This is a genomic window from Mucisphaera sp. (assembly GCF_965279675.1).
GTDB lineage: Bacteria > Planctomycetota > Phycisphaerae > Phycisphaerales > Phycisphaeraceae > Mucisphaera.
The window spans coordinates 2,325,471-2,346,579 of record NZ_CBDIIJ010000002.1 but is presented as its reverse complement, the minus strand read 5'-3'; the positions used below and the strand labels follow the sequence as shown (position 1 = coordinate 2,346,579).

Below are 21,109 nucleotides of genomic sequence, written 5' to 3'. Positions count from 1 at the left end.
GTATCATTCGGTCAGCGTGAGAGACACGCACCGCCTCCCTAGCTCAATCGGCAGAGCAGCTGACTCTTAATCAGCGGGTTGAAGGTTCGAGTCCTTCGGGAGGCATTCCTTTCTGTCGCTTTGCTCCACATCGCCACCTAACCCTCAGACTCACCCACCAAGCGGTTGATCCCCTTACTTCGGTGATGGCCCTCAGCCCCCACGCCCGGGTGCTCAGACCTGATGGGTCAGCTACGGCCTGCCCAAAATGCTTGACACCACAACTCCCCGGCCATACGCTCAGACGAATGTCTCATTCATTGAGGATATTTATGCTCACTCGCTTTCACCACGTGCCTGAACTACACCAGAGTAGCTTGCGAGGGCCGAGCCCCTGGCTCAGCATGTTCATCATCGCTGCTCTGGCCCTCTTGTCCCTCGGCTGTTCGATGCAGAAAATGACGGACGCTACGCCCCTTGAACCCGGCAAACTCCGCTTCGCCGGCCATACATGGTCTATCAAGTCTTCAGATACACCCGTTGGTCCCGGTCCGAATCGATTCTCTGACAAGCCCTCGGACATCTACGTCGATGACGAAGGCCAGTTGCATCTCACCCTCCGGCCTGTAGATGGCCACTGGTACGCCACGGAACTCGTCTCTGACTTCCAGGCAGGCTACGGCCGCTACGAGATCATCGTCGGGCCGGGCGTCGATACGCTCGATCCCAACGTGGTCCTGGGCATCTTCACCTGGGATCACCACACCTACCTCTCGGACGCCAATACCGAAATCGATATCGAGTGGGCTCGCTGGGGCAATCCCGAGCGCGCCAACCTTCACTACACCATGCACCCGGCTCGAAACGAACACGTCGAGCTTCATCCCGAGCGCACGACCTCTGATGACACCGACCTCGAACAACAGGGGGTCAGCCACGTGATCGATTGGCGACCCGATCGTGTGACCTGTGCCAGCTATCTCGGCACCGATGGTCCCGACCCCAAACGCCTGCTCTCGGCATGGACGTATCACGGCAGCCTGCATCCGCCTCGGCGAACAGGCGACGGCGAACAACTCACCGACTGGATCGGCGTCGTTCGGCCCAGCCCGACCACGAGCTTCCGATTCAACCTCTGGCTGCTCGACACCAACCGAGATGGTCAGGTCGATCCCCCGACCGACGGACAACCCGTCCACGTCGTCATCAAGGACTTCAGCTACACACCCTATTGATGACGAACCTGCAGGTCTAATGCAGCCGGCGCGTCGCGGCCACCCCACCCAGACCCAATAACAGGGCCGTGGCCGGCTCGGGAATCTGACGGGCATCGATCTCACCGTTGGCAAACTCACCGCCAAAGGCGTCAATCGTGTAAGCCAGGTCGATGACCCCGCCGGTGATGGTGCCGGTCAGGTTGAACGCATCAAACCCGAACGCGGGCGAACTGGCCGGGAAATTGGTCGCGGTCAGGTCTAGCTGCCAGTCGAGCACACTGATGCTGCCGACCACATCGCCAAGCAACGGGTCGCCGGTCAGCCCGAGATCGATACTCGTCGCGCCGGGCGTCGTCGGGAGCAGAAAGCTGTAGATCAGCGGTTCGGTCGGAGCCGGTAGACCAAAGACATTGCCGGTCAACTCGATGGCCACCGTGATCGATGTCCCGTCCGACGAGAAGGTGAAGTCCATGTCGCCGATCGAATCGAACGTCAGGTTGTGCCAGGTGCCGTCGTAGAAGCCCAGATCGTCACTCAGGTCAATCGCCTGAGCCCGATCCGCCAGTCCACCGGCCATAAGCACAGCAGCCACCGCCAACGTTGTCTGATAGTTCATGATCCTCTTCTCCTGTTGTGAATCCTGACAGCCCTGCAAGCGCCACGCTTTCGAGCGTTGCGTTAGAGTCAGCCTAATCCACAACCGCCGCTGCGCCAAGGAAAAATCACACACCCGCTTTGGCTGCTGTCTTCGCCTGCCGATCGACCCGCTTCCGATCCGACTCATTAAGCAGCCTCTTACGCATCCGCACGCTCTCAGGCGTGATTTCCACCAGCTCGTCCTCGGCGATGTACTCCAGACAGGCCTCCATCGAGAGCTCCCGCGCAGGCTTCACCTTGGTCTGGTCGTCCGCCGAAGCCGCGCGCACGTTCGTCAGCTTCTTGTTGATCGCGAGATTGACGGTGATGTCGTTGTCCTTGCAGTGCTCGCCGACCACCTGCCCGGCATAGATCACGTCGCCTGGCTTCACGAAGAAGGTCCCGCGATCGAACAACCGGTCCAGTGAATAAGCCGTGACCTGCCCCGGGTCCGAAGCGATCATCACCCCAGCCGCCCTTCTGGGCATCTCGCCACGGGTCGGCTCGTATCTCAGCAGGTTGTGGTGCATGATCGCCCGCCCCTGCGTCGCCGTGAGCATCCGCGTCCTCAGACCGATGAGCCCACGCGCCGGGATCGTGAACTCCATGTGGATGTAATCCCCGGCACCCGCTTTGGGATCGATGCGAACGATCTCGGCCCGCCGGTTGATCACCAGCGACATCACGTCGTTCTGGCACTCGCTCGGGCAATCCACCACCAGCTGCTCGATCGGTTCGCACAGCCTGCCGGCGTGCTCCTCGCCCTCCTCCGGCCGCTTCATGATGACCTGCGGGCGACCGACCTGAAGCTCGTAGCCCTCTCGGCGCATCTCCTCCAGCAGCACGCCCAGGTGCATCAACCCCCGACCTGACACCAGGAAGCTCTCGCCGGTATCCCCACGCTCGACCGACAGCGCCACATTCGACTGCAACTCCCGCTGCAGCCGGTCCCAGATCTGCCGGCTCGTGACATAGGTTCCTTCCTTGCTGGCAAAGGGCGAGTCGTTGACCCGGAACATCATGCTCAGCGTCGGCTCGTCGATCTTCACCACCGGCAGCGCCTCGGGCGCATCCGGGCAGGCGATGGTGTCCCCGATATCGATCGGGTCCAGCCCAACCACCGCACAGACATCCCCGGCGATCACCTCGCTGGCCTCCTTCTGACCCAGCCCGTCGAACACGTTGAGCTTGAGCACCCGCTGCTGACTGCCCTCACCCGCACGGTTGATGACAGTCACCTTCTGACCCGCCGTGATCCGCCCCGCCGTCACCCGTCCCACCGCCACACGCCCGACGTACTCGCTGTACTGGATCGTCGTCACGCTCATCTGAAGCGGAGCCGCCAGCGCCTCAACCCCACTCGAAAAACCGGCGTTGGCCCCGCGCGACGAGCCTTCGGCATACGGTGCCGGGATGTGCGTCAGGATCGCGTCGTACAGGTCCGCCATGCTGTCCGGGTGGTCATCGCCGACCTTGTCCGGGTCCTTGGTCGCCCAGCCGTTCTTGGCCGAGGCATAGATCACCGGGAAGTCCAACGCATCGTCTGGTGCATCGAGCTGACCCAGCAGATCGAACACCTCGTTGATGACGTCTTCCGGCCGCGCGTTCGGCTTATCGATCTTGTTGATGACCACCAGCGGTTTCAGGCCGATCGCCAGCGCCTTGCTCAGCACGAAACGCGTCTGAGGCATCGGGCCCTCGAAGGCATCCACGACGAGCAGACAGCCGTCCGCCATATTGAGCACGCGCTCGACCTCCCCGCCAAAGTCGGCGTGGCCGGGCGTATCGATGATGTTGATCTTGTAGTCCGCCCCATCCGAGTGTCGGTAATTCACCGCGCAGTTCTTGGCCGTGATGGTGATGCCCCGCTCGCGCTCGATATCGCCGGTGTCCATGACCAGGTTGTGCTGCCCTCCCGCGAGCTTGTTGAGTTCTTCAGCCCGGAACATGCCGGACTGGTAAAGCAGCTGATCGGTCAGCGTCGTCTTGCCGTGGTCGACGTGGGCAATGATCGCGACATTACGCAGATGGTTCTGGGCCATGGCTCGTTCTTCATGAAGGGTGACCGCCAGCCGGTGTCAAACCGGCGGAGGCACGGTGCGTGGGTCTGTGACCTGGGATGACCGCACTGACTGCGGTATTGCAGATTGTACCCCAGAAGCTCAAGCCCTGAAGAATGGGCCGATCACCCCCCCTCGCAAAAATAAAAAAAGCCCCCGGGCAAGCTGCCGAGGGCTCCGTGTTCCAAAATCATCGAACAGTGCCTAGCGACGGCGACCCAAGGCGGCCAGACTCAGAGCCAGCAGCGCCGCCGAAGCCGGCTCGGGCACCGCTCCGGTCTGGCTGCTGAAATTGCCAGCGAGAAGGCTGAGGTCGATCAGATCAACCACACCGTCGGCGTTGAAATCGCCACCAAACCAGTTGCCCGGTCCGCCAAAGCTGGACGCCAGATTCGACAGGTCGATCAGGTCCACCCGGCCATCCAGGTTGCTGTCACCGGTCAGAACCACCTCCAACGCATCCAGATTGTCGATTTCGAAGGCAAAACCGGTGCTCAACCCCAACTCAGGACCGCGGGCGAACAGGCCGAACGACCCGGTGAAGTCGGTGAAGAACACGTCGCCCGGGCCCACGCTGCCGGGGTTGAGGGCATTCAGCAGAAACAGGATCGAGGAGCCGGGCGCCAGGCTGAACAACGCAAAATCACGGCCCGGTTCAACCTGCTGATCCTCACCGGTATCCCACAGCACCAACGCATCGATATCCTCGCCGGTCGCTTCGCCCTGATCCCCAGAGAAAGGCGGGTTCGCAGCCCCGAAGATCATCTGCTCAGGGGCATACAGAAAACTCACGTTCGAGCCAGCCGGCGTGACATAGATGTCCGAAGGCGTGTAGGTCCGCGTGCCGCCTGAGGCGAACTGCTTCAGCAAAGCCTCGTCGGGGTTGATCGAGTGATAAGCCGTCGAGTCGGTGATCAGATCACCATCGACATCTATGTCCCGGAACTCGAAAGCGTCGATGTTGTCGGCCTCCGGCTCGAACTGCCCCAGCCCCTCCTGCAGACCGAAGTCGTCCTGTTCATCGAAGAGCAACTGGTTGGATCCCAAGCCGGGTGATGTCGCCCCGCCCAGCGGCCCGACGTAACCCGCATTGGCAGGCAGCGTCCCCGCGAACTTCGCCGGCGACACAAAGGTCTTGCTGCTCACAAAGATGTCCGCGGGCTGCTCACCCGTATTCGCCTGAATCGTGACATCACCCGCCAAGCCCGTCGTTACGCGATCCACGCTGAAGACAAGGTTGAATGTCGAGTCGGCCGACAGCTCCAGCGACCCGGAATCGGTCACGGCGCTGTTGTTGCTGTAGGCATCCAGGTAAGACCAGCGTTGCTCGGTCCCAGCATCAAAGAACGGCTCGGTATCGGCGTTGGGACCGGGTTCGAGCAGCCAGGCATCGCCGCCCGGCCCGAACCCACTCAGCGTCGGCGAGGGCGACAGCCCGGGGGACAGGAAAAACCCGAACGGGTCTTCCGCTCCGAACCCGGCAATCACACCCGGAGCCGAAGAAATCGGCGATGCGGGATTGTCATCGAGACTGAAAACCGGCCCGAGGGCCGCCTGCAAATCCCCTGCGCCCAACAATCCAAAGGAACAACCGAGCAAACCACAACCAACCAGACCATGACGCTTCATCATGTTTCCTGCTTTCTCTTCTGCCATCACAGCGGGATCAGCCAGGTCGCTGGCCCACGCGAGCCACCCTTCCCAAACATCCCTGACTACTCAGTTTTACGCTCGATAGCGACAAAAACTGCGCAGCTTCCCATCACCACTATCCCCTAGACCGAAACATACCTCACCAAACCAAAAAACCCACAAGACCTACCCAAAAACCCAGCCCCTGGTTATCCCCTAAGTCGCCCAAAGATCAAATCCCGCACAACTTTCGGGTTCGCCGCGCCGCCCGTCTTCTTCATGATCTGTCCGAGCAGCGCCCCGACAGCCTTGTCCTTGCCCGCTTGGATATCCGCCACGGCCTTGGAATTGTGCGCTAACGCCAGCACTTCATCGACGTGCACCTCCAACGCACCCGTGTCGCTGACCTGTAGCAAGCCCTCGGCCTCAGCAACCGCCTCGGGCTCACCCCCCGCGTGCTCGCTACCGGGGTCAACCAGCACACGCACCAGCTGCTCGGCCCCCGAGGACCCCAGCTTGTCTTCCTGAACCAGCCCATCAATCGATCGCACCTGCTCCGCAGTCAACCGATCACCCAACGCAACGCTAAATTCATTCGCCCACTTCAACCCGGCATTCAGCAGCAACGCCAGCGCTCGCTTGACCGGAACCCCCAACGCAGCCGCATCATCGAAAAGCCTCGCCAGACTCGGGTCATCCAGCAGCTGACGCGTTTCAGCCGCACCGATCCCCGCCTCGGCCCAGGCTGCCCTGCGCTCCTGTAGCGGCCTGGGCATCGACGCCTTGATCTCAGCCAGCCACGACGCGTCCACCACCACATCCACCAGGTCGGGGTCCGGGAAGTATCGATAGTCGTGCGCGTCTTCCTTTTCGCGCTGCAGAAGGGTCACTTCCTTGTTGTCGTCCCAGCCACGCGTCGACTTGGCACCCGGCGACATCACCCGACCGGTCTCCAGCCATGCGTCCACCTGACGGACGTACTCGTGCTCGATCGCACCCTTCACCGCGCGGAACGAATTGAGGTTCTTGATCTCGGCAATCGGCGTCTTGTACGTCTCACCCCCCTTTTCGATCACCACGTTGATGTTCGGCTCGAACCGAATGTGCCCACGCTGCATCGTCCCCTGAGTCACACCGAGGTGCCGACAGAGATCACGCAGCATCACCGAGAAAGTCACGGCTTCATCCGCCGACGAAAAATCCGGCTCCGTCACGATCTCCAGCAACGGCGTGCCCGCACGGTTGAGGTCGACGATCGAATGATCGATCAGCCCACCCCCAGGCGCCTCGTGCATCAGCTTGCCAGCATCCTCTTCGAGATGCGCCCGTGTGATGCCGATCCGCTTGGTCGGCCCACCAACCGGCTGATCCGGATCCAGCGGGATCTCCATCACGCCCGGCCCGCAGATCGGCTCCTCATACTGGCTGATCTGATAATTCTTGGGCAGGTCGGGGTAGTAGTAACTCTTGCGATCCCAGTGACACCGCTCAGCGATCCGACAGCCGAGCGCTAACCCCACCATGATCGACATCTCCACCGCACGACGGTTCATCATCGGCAGCGTGCCCGGCATCCCGATCACGATCGGGCTGGTCAGCGTGTTCGGATCCGCATCCTCATAAGCCGGGTGCGCGACATTCGGGGCCGAGGTCCACATCTTCGACAAGGTCGCCAACTCGACGTGGATCTCCATCCCCACCACCAGCCTCGTGGTCAGACCCAACTCGGCAAAACGCTCTCGATCCGCGGCAGACAGACTCATCGACTTCCTCTTCGAACATCAGTAGCAGACCGGCCACGCAGACCGCACAACATAGCAGGCCCAACTAACCGGCAGAACCCAGCGACGGGTCTGTCTGCCCGAGTTCGGCAAAGGCCCGGATCCGCAGCAGGCAGGCATCACAATGACCACAGGGCCGATGCCCCAGCGGATGACCCTCATCCGGCACCGGGTCGTAGCAGGAGTGCGTCAGACCGTAGTCGATGCCCAGCGCCAGCCCCCGTTGGACGATCGCGACCTTGCTCAGGTTCAGCAGCGGCGCGTGAATCCGCAGCCAGTCGCCGCCCTCAGACTCCACCCCCGCCTTGGTCGCGAGGTTGGCCATGGCTCGATAAGCCTCCAGGTAAGCCGGTCTGCAATCGGGATAGCCGGAATAGTCCACCGCGTTCACCCCGAGGAAAATGTCCCTGGCTTCCAGCACCTCGGCCAGTCCCAGAGCGAAGCTGAGAAAGATCGTGTTACGCGCCGGCACATACGTGATCGGGATCCCGCCCTCCATCTCGTCGGGCTCGCGGTCTTTGGGCACCTCGAGATCAGCGGTCAGCGCCGACCCGCCAAACGCTCGCAGATCGATCTGCGCCACCCGATGCGATACCACGTTACGATCCCGCGCTAGCCGTTCCGCCGCCTTGAGCTCCACGCGATGCCGCTGTCCGTAATCGAAACTCAGCGTATGGCACGCATACCCCTGCTCCTGTGCGATCGCCAGGACCGTCGCCGAATCCAGCCCGCCCGACAACAAGACCACCGCCGGCTCAGCCCTCGCCATCACGACGCCCCCTCTCCTCTGTCGCCCGCTCCGGCTTGATCGGCCCACGCATCACCACCACCGTTCTCGCCACCATGTCGCCCAGCCGCTGACGAAGCCCAAAAATCGCCAGCAGCAGCAGCAGCGTCGCGACGAGATCAAACGACTTGAGCAGGTTACGCGTGAGGATCTGCAACAGACTCGGTCGCCCCCCTTCCACCGACCGCACCTCCAGCCCCATCAGCGCCTTGCCCGCCGTCTGTCCCGTCCACGCCTCAGCGATACCCGTGGACAGCACAAACAAAATGATCGCAACCAAACCGGGAACCACACGCCCCCAAGTGTGCGCCAGCGGCTGCCCGGGCCATGCCGCCATCAACTCGTTCCCACCCACACCCGTGATCAGCATCGCAAGCGCTAGACAGGGCACCAGATCAATCAGACCTGCCACCGCACGAACGCCCAGCGGGGCCAGAACCGCAGGCGGCCCCAGCATCTTCAACGGACGACGCCTGCTCTCTAGCGTCAACAGCAACAACATGAAAGATGTAATCCAGACCACCACCGTGATGGCGTAATCCGGACGCGACCAGGGCGGCGCAGGCGGTACCTCCACCAGGGTCCCGGTCCGCGGCGTCCCACGACCCGAAGGCTCCCACGACCAGACCAGCGACGGCCGGCCCTCCTGCCAGACCGAAACCCACGCCGCCAGCAAACCGCCGTCAAAAGACGTGGTCGCAACCCCCAGCGCCATGCCCTGCGAACCATCACCCAGCCGCAGGCGTTGCTGATCGACGCCACTCGACGCCACCAGCACATCCCCGCCAGCTTCGGCACGCACCAACGCCGGCCGCCCGCCCCGCATCACGACGCGTCCCCGAGATGGCAGCAAACCATCCAGATCATCCCTCCTGCCGAGCTGGAAACCCTCACTCGTCTCAACAAGCGGGGCCACCGAAGCAACCGGACCGGTAGCCTGACCGCTGCCCACCAGATCAAGCGCCTCCACCCGTGGCTCACCCAGCGCCACCCAGATCACCCCGGCCGGGTCCAGGCCCACCAGGCTCATCGCCACCGCCGGCGCATCCAGAATCGGCGTCGCCTCCCACCCCGAATCACGCCAACGAACCAGGTGAAGCGACGCAGCAGACGCCTCGACCACAGACTCACCCGCCGCCGGTTCCGATGACGCATCCTCAGGCAACGCCCCTTCCATCGGTCCCGCCGGATCAAGCTCGAGACCTACTTCGCCTTCCTCCGCAAGCGCGCTTTCCGGCAAGCCGAGCGCGACAGCCAGAGCCGATCGGTCGCCAGCGTCACCCTCACGACCCCCACCCACAGCAGATCCCGCCGCTGGCCGTATGGGCGATGCCATCCGTACCAGCAGCACGGGCCCGCCGTCACTCGCAACCGCACTCAGCGCACGCCCGGGCAGGGGCTGCCCGACGCGCTCCTCGTAGGCCCACCTGCCCGCCAACTCCGACCAGCTCGCCTCCCGCTGACGCACCAGCGAACCGCTGAAGATCCAGAGCACCGAATCCTGCGCCGCCAGACCGTCAATCGAAACCGCCTCATCCAACACACCCGCGCGGTGAAGCGTTTCCAGCCCCTCCACCGCGGGCAGGTGATAGACCCGCCACCGCTGACCGCTATCCGGACGCGCCACCACCCAGCCGTGCTCCAGCGAACCAGCCATCCGCAGCTCGGTCGCGCCAAGCCAGCCAGGCCAGCACAACACAACCAACAAAGCCGTCAGGCTGAGCACCGGTCGCCAGGTCTTCGATCCATCGATCAACATCTGCCCTGAGCCTAGTCGCCAAGCGTCGCTCCGGCGAGTCAGCATCCTCCCGATACCATGCACCGATGCTCTGGAAACGCATCCTCTCTGGCTCGCTGCTCGTCGCCATGCTCCTGGTCGTCATGGCGATCGACGGCTGGCTCGACAGCCAGCGCTTCGCCGCCGGGCCGCTGAGCATCCTCCTGCCCGAGGGCGACCGCCTGCCACGAGGGATCATCCTCCTCGCCGTTCTCCTGATCGTCCTCGTGCCCCTGACCCGCGAGTTCGCCTGGCTCATGCGCACCCGCGGCTCCCGCGTCTCCTGGGGATTCGCCTACGCCTGCTCCGCCATCGGTGCCGCTTACCTCTACTTCTGGCCTCAGGGGCCCAACGGCCAAGGCGGCAGCACCCCGCTCGCCGGGCTCCTGGCTGGCGTCCTCTTCCTCTCGCTCATCCAGCCACTGAGACGCGGCGAACGCGAAGGCGCCCTCATGAGCGCCGCCGCCGCCATGCTCTGCATCGTCTACCTCGGACTCATGCCAGGCTTCCTGCTCGCCATCCGCTGGTGGCACCCCGCCTGGACCATCGTCGCTCTCATCCTCATCATCAAAGCCTGCGACATCGGTGCCTACTTCGCCGGACGATGGTTCGGCCGAACGCCCCTGATCCCGCTCATCAGCCCCAAGAAGACCGTCGAGGGGCTCGTCGGCGGCCTCCTCTTCTCGGCCATGGTCGCCGTCACGCTCGCCGCCATCAGCAACGCCACCGGCGTCTCGGGGCACTGGATCACCAATCAGCCAGTACCTGAATTCGTCGCCTACAACTACCCCCTGCCGCTCGCCGCCATCGCTGGCGCTTTCCTCGGCCTTGTCGGCCAGTTCGGCGACCTCGTCGCCAGCCTCTTCAAACGAGACGCCCACGTGAAAGACTCCGGGTCCTCTGTACCAGGCTTTGGCGGGATGCTCGATGTCGTCGACTCACTCCTGCTCGCAGCCCCCGCCGGCTACGCCATCCTCAGGTTCACCGCCTGGTATCTCTCGCCCAGCAGCCAGCTGGCAGGTTTTTAGCCCGGAAACACCCTTTTACACACCCGCTAGCCTTGCCTACCCATCATGCCCGGAGTAGGCTGCTTATGGGACATACAAGCCGCAACAGAACGGCTTGTGCCGATAGACACAGAATTGGCGACGCATTCGGGCGCTCGCCGCTGACTGGTTACGCCATCAAGGAGATTCGCTCATCGCTAGGGGACGCTTCAGACCTCCGCCCAAGCCGAACGACAAAGGCCTGCGCCACAACGACATGATCCGTGTCCCGCAGGTTCGGCTCATCGACGAAAATAACGAGCAGATCGGTGTCATCGACACCTTCGCCGCCAAAGACCGCGCCCGTGACGCCGGTCTTGATCTGGTGGAGGTCTCGCCGCAATCTGATCCTCCCGTTTGCCGCATCATGGACTACGGCAAGTGGAAATACGCTCAGAAAAAGAAAGAGTCGAAGGCCAAAGCCCACGCCAGCCAGAGCGAACTCAAGGGCATCCGCCTCCGCCCGAACATCGACGACCACGACCTCGAGATCAAGCTCAAGAAAGCCCGCGAGTTCCTGGAAGACGGACACAAGGTCCAGTTCACCATGCTCTTCCGCGGCCGACAGATGGCCCACCAGGGCATGCACCTCGACCAGCTCCGGGACATCAGCGAGCGCCTCGCCGACGTCTCAAAAATCGAGGCCACACCCAAGATGATGGGCCGCCGGGCAACCATGGTCCTCGCCGCCGAGAAGAGCCCTTCCGCCGGCAAACCAAAGCCCAAAAAGTCCGAGGCCGCACCACCCCCCGCAGCCGAAGCCGCTCCGGAACGGGCCCCCGAGCCCACCCCGGAAGCCGCCAGCACGCCCTCGGAATAATCCAGCCATAAGCCAGCAGCAAGCCGGTCAGGTGAGATCGCCCACCGACCGGCTAAGCTATGGCCATGCCGACCTGGTTCAGCCGCCGCTGGCTCATCATTGGCGGGCTGCTCCTGTCGCAGCTCGCCGCTTCGATCGTGGCCATCATCGCCCTCGATACCTGGGCAGAACAGGCCCTCGCCGATCGTGTCGAATCCCGCGTCAGCCAACTCAGCCAGAACAACGCCTACCGATTCGAGCAGATCATCGATGAACTCGACCTGCCACCACTCGCCACCGACCCCCAAACCACTCGAAACCGACTACAGCGACTCGTCGATCGACTCCCGCTCACCGTCTCTGGCTACCTCTCCGTCCTCGACGCCAGCAACCACCGCGTCATCGCCGCTCCCAGCAGCCTCAACCTCCCCCAGCAAGACAACACCCCACTAGGCGACCTCATCCTCCAAACCGATGAGGCACTCATCCCCATCTCAGACATCACCGGCCCCACCGTCGGCCGGCTCCTTCTCAACGGCCGGGAGCAGATCGTCACGATCCGACCCATCCCGCAACGTGGACTCACCGTGGTCGCGCACCACAGCCAGGCAAGTATCACCGCCGAGATCAGCCAGATCCTCGGCACCTTCCGCTTGCTCGCCATCACCGTCGCGGGGCTCATCCTCCTCATCACCGGCGGGGCCACCCTCTGGTTCGTCCGCAGCTCAGAAAACCAGCTCAAAACCCGCCAGCAAAGCCTCGAACGCGAACTCAACCAGCAGTTCATCCAGCGATCCAAAGACATCGAACGCGGCCGCGACGCCGTCGTCTTCGGGCTCGCACGACTCGCCGAATCACGAGACGATCAGACCGGCCAACACCTCGAACGCATCAGCCTCTACGCTGAAGCCATCGCCCGCCAACTCTCGCGAACACACCCAGCCGTCTCCGACACCGACGTCGAAATCATCACCACCACCGCCCCGCTCCACGACATCGGCAAGGTCGGCATCCCCGACGCCGTGCTCCTCAAACCGGGACCACTCACCGATGAAGAACGAGCTATCATCGAACGGCACCCCTACATCGGCGGCGACACCCTCGTCGAAATCAAGCAACGCTGGGGGGCCGACGGCCCCTTCCTCGACACCGCCTGCGAGATCATCTTCGCCCACCACGAGAAATGGGACGGCTCCGGCTACCCCTACGGCCTGAAAGAAACCAACATCCCCCTCTCCGCACGCATCGTCGCCGTCGCCGACGTCTACGACGCCCTCACCAGCGCCCGCCCCTACAAACCCGCGATGCCCCACGACCAGGCCAGCCAGATCATCCGCGAAAACGCCGGCGCCCACTTCGACCCCGAAGTCGTCGAAGCCTTCCTCCGCATCGACGCCGAAATCCAGCAGATCGCTCAGAAGATGACCGACCCACCCTCCCCACAAAAACAGCCCGAGGCCTGACGACCTCGGGCTGCAAATAACTCACCATCAAAACGCCGGCTTAGTACCGGTAGTGCTCAGGCTTGTACGGACCATCAACCTCCACGCCGATGTAATCCGCCTGATCCTTCGACAGCTCGGTCAGCTTCACACCCAGCTGATCCAGGTGCAGACGCGCCACCTTCTCATCCAGCTTCTTCGAGAGCAGCGTCACCTTGTTCTCGTCGTAGCTGATACCCGACAGCGTCTCCTGACCCTTGTTGAACAGAGCCAGATCGATCTGAGCAATCACCTGATTGGTGAACGATGCCGACATCACGAACGACGGGTGACCGGTCGCGCAACCGAGGTTCAGCAGACGGCCCTCAGCCAGAATCAGCACGCTGTGGCCATCGGCGAAGGTGTACATGTCGTACTGAGCCTTGATGTTCGTCGCCGAAGCCACCTTCTTCAGACCGGCCATGTCGATCTCGTTATCGAAGTGACCGATGTTGCCGACGATCGCCTTGTCCTTCATCCGCGACATGTGGTCCGCGGTGATGATCATGTAGTTGCCGGTGGTCGTGATGAAGATATCCGCCGTCTCGACAACGTCGTCAAGCGTCTTGACTTCGTAACCCTCCATCGCCGCCTGCAACGCACAGATCGGGTCGATCTCGGTCACGATCACGCGTGCACCCTGGCCGCGCAGCGACTGGCAGCAGCCCTTGCCGACATCGCCGTAACCGCACACCACAGCGACCTTGCCGCTGACCATCACATCCGTCGCACGGAACAGACCATCCACCAGCGAGTGACGACAGCCATACAGGTTGTCGAACTTGCTCTTGGTGCACGAGTCGTTCACGTTGATCGCCGGGAACAGCAGGGTGCCTTCCTTCTGGAACTTCACCAGGTTCTTGATGCCCGTGGTCGTCTCCTCGGTGACACCCTTGCAGGTCTCGGCGGCCTTCACCCAGCGGTCGGGCGTCTCGGTCAGCGTCTTGGCCAGGACCTTGAGGACTTCCTTGAACTCCTCGTTGTCGGTCGTCTCCGGGCCGGGCACGCTGCCGGACTTGGTGTATTCAACACCCTTGTGGATCAGAAGCGTCGCATCGCCGCCATCATCCACGATCTGGTCCGGGCCCTGACCGTTGCCGAAGTCCAGCATCCGCTCGGTGCACGCCCAGTACTCCTCCAGCGTCTCACCCTTCCAGGCAAATACGGGAACACCCTGCGGGTTCTCGGGAGTCCCGTTCGGGCCCACCACCACCGCAGCCGCCGCATGATCCTGCGTGCTGAAGATGTTGCAGGAACACCAGCGAACATTCGCGCCAAGCTCAACCAACGTCTCGATCAGCACCGCCGTCTGCACGGTCATGTGCAGCGAGCCGCCAATGTTCAAACCGGCCAGCGGCTTGCTCGGGCCAAACTCTTCCCGGCACGCCATCAGGCCGGGCATCTCCTGCTCGGCCAGCATCAGCTCCTTGCGTCCCCACTCGGCCAGCGAGAGGTCAGCCACTTTGTATTCAAGGCCACTCGGGGCGGCCACAGCCGTCGATGCACTCATCAGTCAGACTCCTAAAGTCGTCTCAGGGTGAAAAAGTAAATAGTAAACAAGCAGTTAGTTCATCACAGCCGGCAGACACCGGCTCAACACTTTGTCTCATGCCCCACCTCCCCGACCAGCGGTCATCAGCAGCATCGCAGGACCGCCCGCTTCGGCCTCAGGCGGCAATGCCCGCGTCCGCACCCCCGCAAAACCCGCCTCGGATAGCTGCGCTTCCAGACGCATCGGCTCAAACCCCGCACACTGCTGCCCGTATCGACGCCGAAACTCTTCGTCATCGTGCTGAAGCAGATCCACGATCACCACCCGCCCGCCGGACTTGAGCAGACGACGCGCCTCCGCGAGAACGGGCTCCACCAATTCGACGTAACTCAGCGCCAGCACCAGCAACGCCGCGTCCAGCGACTGGTCCTCCAAAGGGATCGCCTCAATCGGTGCCCGCAGCAGATCGACGTTGCCCAGCCCCTCGGTCGACTGCCGAGCCGCATCCAGCATCTGCTCGGAATCATCCACCCCAATCACACGCTTGACCTGCGGGGCCAACTCCGCCACCACCCGACCCGTTCCACACCCCAGATCACCAACCACCCAGTCGTCAGGCAGCAAACCGACCAACGCACGATGACCGAAAAACTGCCCATACAAATCGACACGCAACTCGTCCCACGCCGCCGCGGTGTCCTCAAAAAACCGACGCGTCGCACCCCGACGCTGACGCAGCCGCTCCGCCAGCCGCAGCCGATCCTGCTTCAGCGTCGGCCACGCCTCGGTCCGCGTGCAGGCCAGTGTCCACAGGTCCGCCGCCCCGTTCTGGATCCGATCCGCATCCAGCCGGTAGTAGTTCGTCGTCCCCTCTTTTCGACTCAGCACCCAGCCCTCGTCCGTCAGCACCTTCAGATGCCGGCTCACCGTCGACTGCGGCATCTGCAGCACCGCACACAGGTCAGAAACCGCCAGCTCACCCGTCTCCACCGAACGCAACAGCCGCAGCCGCGTGGGCTCGGCGAGCGTGGCAAAGTCTTTGAGCAGATGGTCAACCGACACCATTCATCCTTTCATCCGGATGAAGTAATATATCGTCCTCGCGCCCGGGTTTCCATAAGCCTCAAAATGTTCTTTATGATGAATAGCGATCAGCCACCGCTGTACGGCGAAACCACACCTAATAACCACGTAAACCCATGATGATGAATGAATTACGCCATCATCTGACAAGGCTGGCCACGATCCTGACCCTGGCCCTGCTGCCCGGCTGCGCCTGGGAAACCCGCGAAATCAGCTCGACCTGGGACGCCTACGAGCAGCTCGCCTGGGCCGACCGCCGCTCCGCCAACGACAACCCCGATCAGGTCCGGGCCTGGACCATCCGCGCCGCCACCTACGAGGGGCCCCGCCGTCACGAGGCCGCCACCACCGCCGCCACCGCCCTCCAAAACAACAGAGACCTCGATCTCAACCACGCCTGGATCGAGGACATCCAGGGCATGACCTACGTCTACGCCGGCCAGTTCCGCCGGATCGACGACCGCCAGACCCGCCAGACGCTCCGTGCCGTCCGCCGCTTCGAACTCCACGACGGCCGCCCCTTTAGCTCAGCCCAGTTCATGCCCCTCTCCGGCACACTCCTCCCCAGCGCCGACCCGCTCGACCTCGCCGCCCACACCGGCCGCTACAGCCTCCAGATCGCCGCCTACGACCGCGCCTTTGGCGACCGCTTCCGCCAGGCCGCCGAAGACGCCGCCGCCAACCTCCGCGAGGAAGGCGAAGAAGCCTTCTTCTACCACGGCCCGCACCGTTCCCTCGTCACCATCGGCCTCTTCGAAGACCGCGACTTCGTCACCAATGCCCAGGGCTTCCGCGGCTACGGCCCACGCATCCACCAGCTCCAGCAACGCTACCCCTACAACCTCCTCAACGGCCTCACCCTCGAAGAATCCAAAGACGGCCAGTCCCTCGGCAACCAGCCCAGCGCTCTGGTCCGCGTCCCCTGACCCCACGCCCACTGCCTACGCATCACGCCCGCGACCTCCCCAAACCAGATCCCAGACCACCGCCAGGTAAACCGGCACGTAGACCGCCCACCCGATCCACGCCTCCAGCCGATACCCCGGCTCCATGTGCGCCGCATAACCCCACAGCACCGTCAGGCTCAGCACCCATCCCGACACCAGCCGTCCCGCCACCGCAAAAGGAAGCAACCACAGCACGTACCACGGATGCACCGTACTCGTAACCAGCAACCCCGCCAAGACCACCCACGCCGTTGCCCGCACAGGCGACACCTTCAACCACGCCACCAACAGAACCACCAGTGTCAGCAGCACCCCACCCGCCGCATCCGCCGCCGCCTTGCTGCCTGTCAGCCACCAAACCAACGGATGCACGGACCCATTAAACGACCACGCCTCTACGAACCGCTCACCCGTCTCGACCAGCCGCTCGACCCCGCCCTCCATCCAGACAAAGGGCAACCCGATCACGCACCCCGCCAACACCGCCGAACCCGCAGCCACAGCGATCTCACGCCACCTCGGCCAAAGCGTCGTCACCACCGCCGGCACCAGCAAAAAGCCAATCGGCTTCACCAACACAGACGCCGCCAACGCCACCCCCAAACCCACCGCCGAGCCCGCACCCGACCCAACTTGCTTCAGCAGCTTCACCCAGAACACCGCTGCCAGCACCAGCAGCAGCACCCCGATCGGATCCTGATGCCCCGTGCCCGCGACCTCCGCCAGCACCAGCGGATGCCACGCATATAACGCCCCCCACCAGGCCGACGCCCCAATCACACGAAGCAACCACAACAACGCCACCACCACGCCCACATCAAACAACGAAAACACCAACCGATACAGATGCTCTCGCGACGGATCGCTCTCCCGCACCCACGCCGGCAGCACCTCCGCCAACAAACCCGTCGCCGCAAACACCCACTGACTCGTCGGCAGATAGATCGTCACCAGCGACGGGTTGTTGATCTTCGCCAGCACCCCCGGCACCGGCGCATCACGCACCGCGATCTCATCCGGCGACAACGCATACGGATTTCCTCCCTCCACCATCACCGCCCCATCATGGATGTACCGCCAGATGTCGTCCGACAACACCGTCGGCATCCCCAACGCGACCAGCACCCTCGCCACCACCGCCACCGCCAGAACCACCGCAGCCGCCCGCCAGAAACACCCCGCATCCGATCGCTCCCCGCGCAGCTCCCACCACATCCACGAAAGCATCAGCCACAGAATCGCCGACCCCATCCACAACCACACCAGCACCCACAGCCGCAGATCCAGCTCACCCGGCCAGCCCAGCGACATCACCGCCAGACACAACACAAACAGCGCGACGCCCTTCCCGCTCGCCAGCTTCGACCAGGGCAGCGCCCGCAGATCATCCATGACCAGATGCCCCGCCACGCTCCAGCGACCCGGCAAACGCGCTCACCAGCGCCTGCTCCACCTCCGCCATCGACGGACACGCAACACCAAGCAATGCACGCAGACTCGTGACCTCCCGCTCCGCCAGCCCGCACGGCACGATCAACTCGAACCGGCTCAGGTCCGTCGCCACATTCAGAGCCAGCCCGTGCATCGTCACGTGCTTGCGAATGCGCACCCCCATCGCGCAGACCTTCTTCGGCCGGTCCGCCTCCCCTACCCACACACCCGTCGCCCCCTCCCGCCTGAAACCGGCCACACCAAAACCCGCCAGCACATCAATCACAACTGTCTCCAGCAGCCGCATGTACCGCCCCAGATTCAACCCGTGATCCCGCAACCGCACGATCGGATACACCACCAGCTGACCCGGCCCGTGATACGTCACATCCCCGCCACGATCCGTCACCTCCAGCGACACCCCCAGCCGCTTCCGTTGCACGTCACTCGCCAACACATGCTCAAGCAAACCCGGCCGGTCAGGAAGCGTCACCGTCGAAGGATGCTCCACCAACAACAAGCGCTCCCGCCCCCCCTCCAGCACCTCCGCGTGCGCACGCGCCTGGAAGACCATCGCCTCGCGATAGCCAACCAAGCCCAGCCGCTCCACCAGCAGCCGCTCGCTCTGCGCTTCGATCACCACGCCCATAGCCTATGATCCCCGCCAGACCAACGCCCGAGGAAAGAAAACAAGCCGTGCCGAAAATCCATCCCACCGCCATCATCAGCGACCACGCCACCCTCGCCGACGACGTCGAAATCGGCCCCTGGTGCATCATCGAAGGCGAGGTCACCATCGGACCCGGCACCCGTCTCCTCGCCAACGTCCACCTCCAGGGCCCCCTCACCCTCGGCGAAGCCAACACCCTCTACCCCCACGCCTGCATCGGATTTGCGCCCCAGGACCGCAAGTTCCAACCCACCACCGAAGGCGCCGGCACCCGCATCGGCCACCGCAACATCCTCCGCGAAGCCGTCACCATCCACCGCGCTACCGGCAACCACCCCACCACCCTTGGCGACGACAACTACCTCATGGTCGGCTCCCACATGGGACACGACGCCACCGTCGGCGACCGCTGCAACCTCGCCAACGCTGTCCTCCTCGCCGGCCATGCAACCGTCCAGAACGACGTGACCATCGGCGGCGGCGCCGCCGTCCACCAGAATTGCCGCATCGGCAACCGCGCCATGATCGCCGGCGTCATCGGCGTTGTGCAGGACGTCCTGCCCTTCACCATCCTCTACCACACCCGCGAAATGATCGGCCTCAACCTCGTCGGCCTCCGCAGAGCCGGCATGCGCGACCAGATCAAGCCCCTCCAGAAAGCTCTCGAACTCGCCTGCTACGCCGGCCTCAGCAACAAAGCCGCCGTCGCCCGCATCCGCACCGAATTCCCCGACCAGCCCGCCTGCCTCGAAATGGCCGACTTCATCGAGACCACCACCCGCGGGATCATGCCCTTCAACCGACGCAACCGCGACGAAGCCTGATACCCCTCAAACCTTCAGCGACACCCCATACCCCAACCGATCCGCATACCGACGCCGAATCGGCTCAACCACCTCCGCAATGAAACCATCCACCTGCTCCGGTGCCCGCCCCACAAACCGATCCACCTCCAACGCCAACCCAAGATCGACCCCCTCAAACAGCGCGTCGGTCTTGAGCCGATCGATCAGATCGTTCGCCGCGCCCTCCTCCTTCACCCGCGCCGCCGCCGCCATGCTGTGCCGACGAATCGCCTCGTGCGCATCCTGACGATCCACGCCCCGCGCCGCCGCCGCCATCAGAATCTCCTCCGTCGCCATGAACGGCAGCTCCGCCTGCAGGTTTTTCCGGATCACCTCCGGATAAACCACCAGCCCCTCCGCCACGTTGTTCAGCAGATCCAGCACCCCATCGATCGCCAGAAACGGCTCCGGCAGCGTCAGCCGCCGAGTCGATGAATCGTCCAGCGTCCGCTCCATCCACTGCTCCGCCGCCGTCACAAAAGGCGTCTGAATCATCCCCATCACAAACCGGCTAAGCCCGCAGATCCGCTCGCTCCGCATCGGGTTACGCTTGTAAGCCATCGCCGATGACCCGATCTGATCCTTCTCAAACGGCTCCTCAATCTCCTTCCGAGAAGCCAGCAGCCGCAGGTCCAGCGCGCACTTGTGCGCCGCCGCCGCCACCGCCCCCAGACTCGAAGCCACCAGCCCGTCCACCACCCGCGGGTACGTCTGCCCGGAGATCACCAGCCGCCGATCCGCCGGCCATCCCAGCTTCTCGACCACCAGCTCATCCAACCGCTCCACCCGACGATGCGCCTCCGCCTCATCCACCCCCGCCAGCCCCCGAAACAACGCCAGAAACGAAGCCTGCGTGCCCGTCGTCCCCTTCACCCCACGCAGCCGAAGCCGATCAATACGATGCTCCACCTCCTCCAACCCGATCGACAACTCCTGAACCCACAAACAGGCCCGCTTGCCCACCGTCGTCGGCTGCGCCGGCTGCATGTGCGTAAACCCAAGCGTCGCCACCGAGCGCTGCGCCGCCGCAAACCGGCTCAGCCGATCGATCGCCGAAGCCAGCTTCCCCGCCACCAACTCGAGTGCCTCCCGAATCAGCAGCAGCTCCGCATTGCAGTTCACGTACTGCGACGTCGCCCCCAGATGAATAATCCCACGCGCCTCAGGCACCACGTCCCCATACGCATGCACGTGCGCCATCACATCATGCCGCAGCTTCTTCTCGTAAGCCGCCGCCGCCCCCAGATCCAGGTCATCCACCTTCGCCCGCAAAGCCGCCACCTGCTCCGCCGTCACCCCCAGCCCCAGCTCGTGCTCCGCCTCCGCCAGCACCACCCACAGCCGCCGCCAGGTCGTGAACTTCTTCCGGGGCGACCAGATCGCCTGCATCTCCGCAGAGGCATTCCGAGACGACAAAGGCGACACATACCGATCTTCTGGCTGCAT

Annotated in this window: 17 protein-coding genes and 1 tRNA gene; 7 read left to right on the top strand and 11 right to left on the bottom strand. The window is 63.6% G+C overall.

What is annotated here, in order from left to right:
- The first annotated feature begins 32 nt into the window (after positions 1-32).
- Together ACQZAB_RS10085 and ACQZAB_RS10080 are read left to right on the top strand one after the other, a co-directional pair.
- Positions 33-105 (top strand) — tRNA-Lys (locus tag ACQZAB_RS10085).
- A gap of 278 nt (positions 106-383) precedes the next feature.
- Positions 384-1,214, top strand: a complete 831-nt coding sequence (locus tag ACQZAB_RS10080) for a glycoside hydrolase family 16 protein (RefSeq protein ID WP_428389389.1) — start codon at positions 384-386, stop codon at positions 1,212-1,214.
- Positions 1,215-1,230: 16 nt separating this feature from the next.
- Here ACQZAB_RS10080 and ACQZAB_RS10075 read toward each other — a convergent pair whose 3' ends face one another.
- From ACQZAB_RS10075 to ACQZAB_RS10050, 6 genes are all read right to left on the bottom strand, one after another.
- Entirely contained in the window at positions 1,231-1,773 is a 543-nt protein-coding gene (locus ACQZAB_RS10075; protein ID WP_428389388.1) for a PEP-CTERM sorting domain-containing protein, read from the bottom strand.
- A 145-nt stretch (positions 1,774-1,918) separates the two neighbouring features.
- Positions 1,919-3,874 carry a translational GTPase TypA gene (gene typA / locus ACQZAB_RS10070; RefSeq protein ID WP_428389387.1) on the bottom strand — a complete coding sequence of 652 codons (1,956 nt, stop codon included), beginning with the start codon at positions 3,872-3,874 and terminating at the stop codon, positions 1,919-1,921.
- Between the two features lie 222 nt (positions 3,875-4,096).
- Positions 4,097-5,548 (bottom strand): PEP-CTERM sorting domain-containing protein, encoded by a 1,452-nt coding sequence (locus ACQZAB_RS10065; protein ID WP_428389386.1) that lies wholly within the window; start codon positions 5,546-5,548, stop codon positions 4,097-4,099.
- Positions 5,549-5,733: 185 nt separating this feature from the next.
- Positions 5,734-7,287: an Asp-tRNA(Asn)/Glu-tRNA(Gln) amidotransferase subunit GatB gene (gatB, locus tag ACQZAB_RS10060; protein ID WP_428389385.1), complete on the bottom strand. Its 1,554-nt coding sequence runs from the start codon at positions 7,285-7,287 to the stop codon at positions 5,734-5,736.
- A gap of 64 nt (positions 7,288-7,351) precedes the next feature.
- Positions 7,352-8,074 carry a 7-cyano-7-deazaguanine synthase QueC gene (queC, locus tag ACQZAB_RS10055; RefSeq protein ID WP_428389384.1) on the bottom strand — a complete coding sequence of 241 codons (723 nt, stop codon included), beginning with the start codon at positions 8,072-8,074 and terminating at the stop codon, positions 7,352-7,354.
- Positions 8,061-9,851, bottom strand: coding sequence for an RDD family protein (locus ACQZAB_RS10050; RefSeq protein ID WP_428389383.1), 1,791 nt, complete (start codon positions 9,849-9,851; stop codon positions 8,061-8,063). Before ACQZAB_RS10050 ends, queC begins: the two co-directional genes overlap by 14 nt.
- A 65-nt stretch (positions 9,852-9,916) precedes the next feature.
- On the opposite strand from ACQZAB_RS10050, the gene ACQZAB_RS10045 reads away from it, so the two are divergent.
- From ACQZAB_RS10045 to ACQZAB_RS10035, 3 genes are all read left to right on the top strand, one after another.
- The gene (locus tag ACQZAB_RS10045) at positions 9,917-10,897 is read left to right on the top strand and encodes a phosphatidate cytidylyltransferase (RefSeq protein ID WP_428389382.1); all 981 of its coding nucleotides are present in this window, start codon (positions 9,917-9,919) and stop codon (positions 10,895-10,897) included.
- A 124-nt stretch (positions 10,898-11,021) separates the two neighbouring features.
- Positions 11,022-11,735 carry a translation initiation factor IF-3 gene (gene infC / locus ACQZAB_RS10040; protein ID WP_428390155.1) on the top strand — a complete coding sequence of 238 codons (714 nt, stop codon included), beginning with the start codon at positions 11,022-11,024 and terminating at the stop codon, positions 11,733-11,735.
- 65 nt (positions 11,736-11,800) lie between these two features.
- Positions 11,801-13,177 (top strand): HD domain-containing phosphohydrolase, encoded by a 1,377-nt coding sequence (locus ACQZAB_RS10035; RefSeq protein ID WP_428389381.1) that lies wholly within the window; start codon positions 11,801-11,803, stop codon positions 13,175-13,177.
- A 40-nt stretch (positions 13,178-13,217) separates the two neighbouring features.
- Here the strand turns inward: ACQZAB_RS10035 and ahcY are convergent, their stop codons facing one another.
- Positions 13,218-14,705 carry an adenosylhomocysteinase gene (gene ahcY / locus ACQZAB_RS10030; RefSeq protein WP_428389380.1) on the bottom strand — a complete coding sequence of 496 codons (1,488 nt, stop codon included), beginning with the start codon at positions 14,703-14,705 and terminating at the stop codon, positions 13,218-13,220.
- Positions 14,706-14,801: 96 nt separating this feature from the next.
- Complete coding sequence (locus ACQZAB_RS10025) at positions 14,802-15,749, bottom strand: ArsR/SmtB family transcription factor (protein ID WP_428389379.1); 948 nt, start codon at positions 15,747-15,749, stop codon at positions 14,802-14,804.
- Positions 15,750-15,892: 143 nt separating this feature from the next.
- Between ACQZAB_RS10025 and ACQZAB_RS10020 the strand changes: the two genes are divergently transcribed.
- Positions 15,893-16,696 (top strand): hypothetical protein, encoded by an 804-nt coding sequence (locus ACQZAB_RS10020; RefSeq protein ID WP_428389378.1) that lies wholly within the window; start codon positions 15,893-15,895, stop codon positions 16,694-16,696.
- A 15-nt stretch (positions 16,697-16,711) separates the two neighbouring features.
- On the opposite strand, the gene ACQZAB_RS10015 is transcribed toward ACQZAB_RS10020, so the two are convergent.
- Together ACQZAB_RS10015 and lipB are read right to left on the bottom strand one after the other, a co-directional pair.
- The gene (locus tag ACQZAB_RS10015) at positions 16,712-18,145 is read right to left on the bottom strand and encodes a hypothetical protein (RefSeq protein WP_428389377.1); all 1,434 of its coding nucleotides are present in this window, start codon (positions 18,143-18,145) and stop codon (positions 16,712-16,714) included.
- Positions 18,102-18,791, bottom strand: coding sequence for a lipoyl(octanoyl) transferase LipB (gene lipB, locus ACQZAB_RS10010; RefSeq protein ID WP_428389376.1), 690 nt, complete (start codon positions 18,789-18,791; stop codon positions 18,102-18,104). Before lipB ends, ACQZAB_RS10015 begins: the two co-directional genes overlap by 44 nt.
- Before the next feature lie 53 nt (positions 18,792-18,844).
- Between lipB and lpxA the strand changes: the two genes are divergently transcribed.
- Complete coding sequence (gene lpxA, locus ACQZAB_RS10005; protein WP_428389375.1) at positions 18,845-19,642, top strand: acyl-ACP--UDP-N-acetylglucosamine O-acyltransferase; 798 nt, start codon at positions 18,845-18,847, stop codon at positions 19,640-19,642.
- 6 nt (positions 19,643-19,648) lie between these two features.
- On the opposite strand, the gene purB is transcribed toward lpxA, so the two are convergent.
- Positions 19,649-21,109 (bottom strand): adenylosuccinate lyase, encoded by a 1,461-nt coding sequence (gene purB, locus ACQZAB_RS10000; protein ID WP_428389374.1) that lies wholly within the window; start codon positions 21,107-21,109, stop codon positions 19,649-19,651.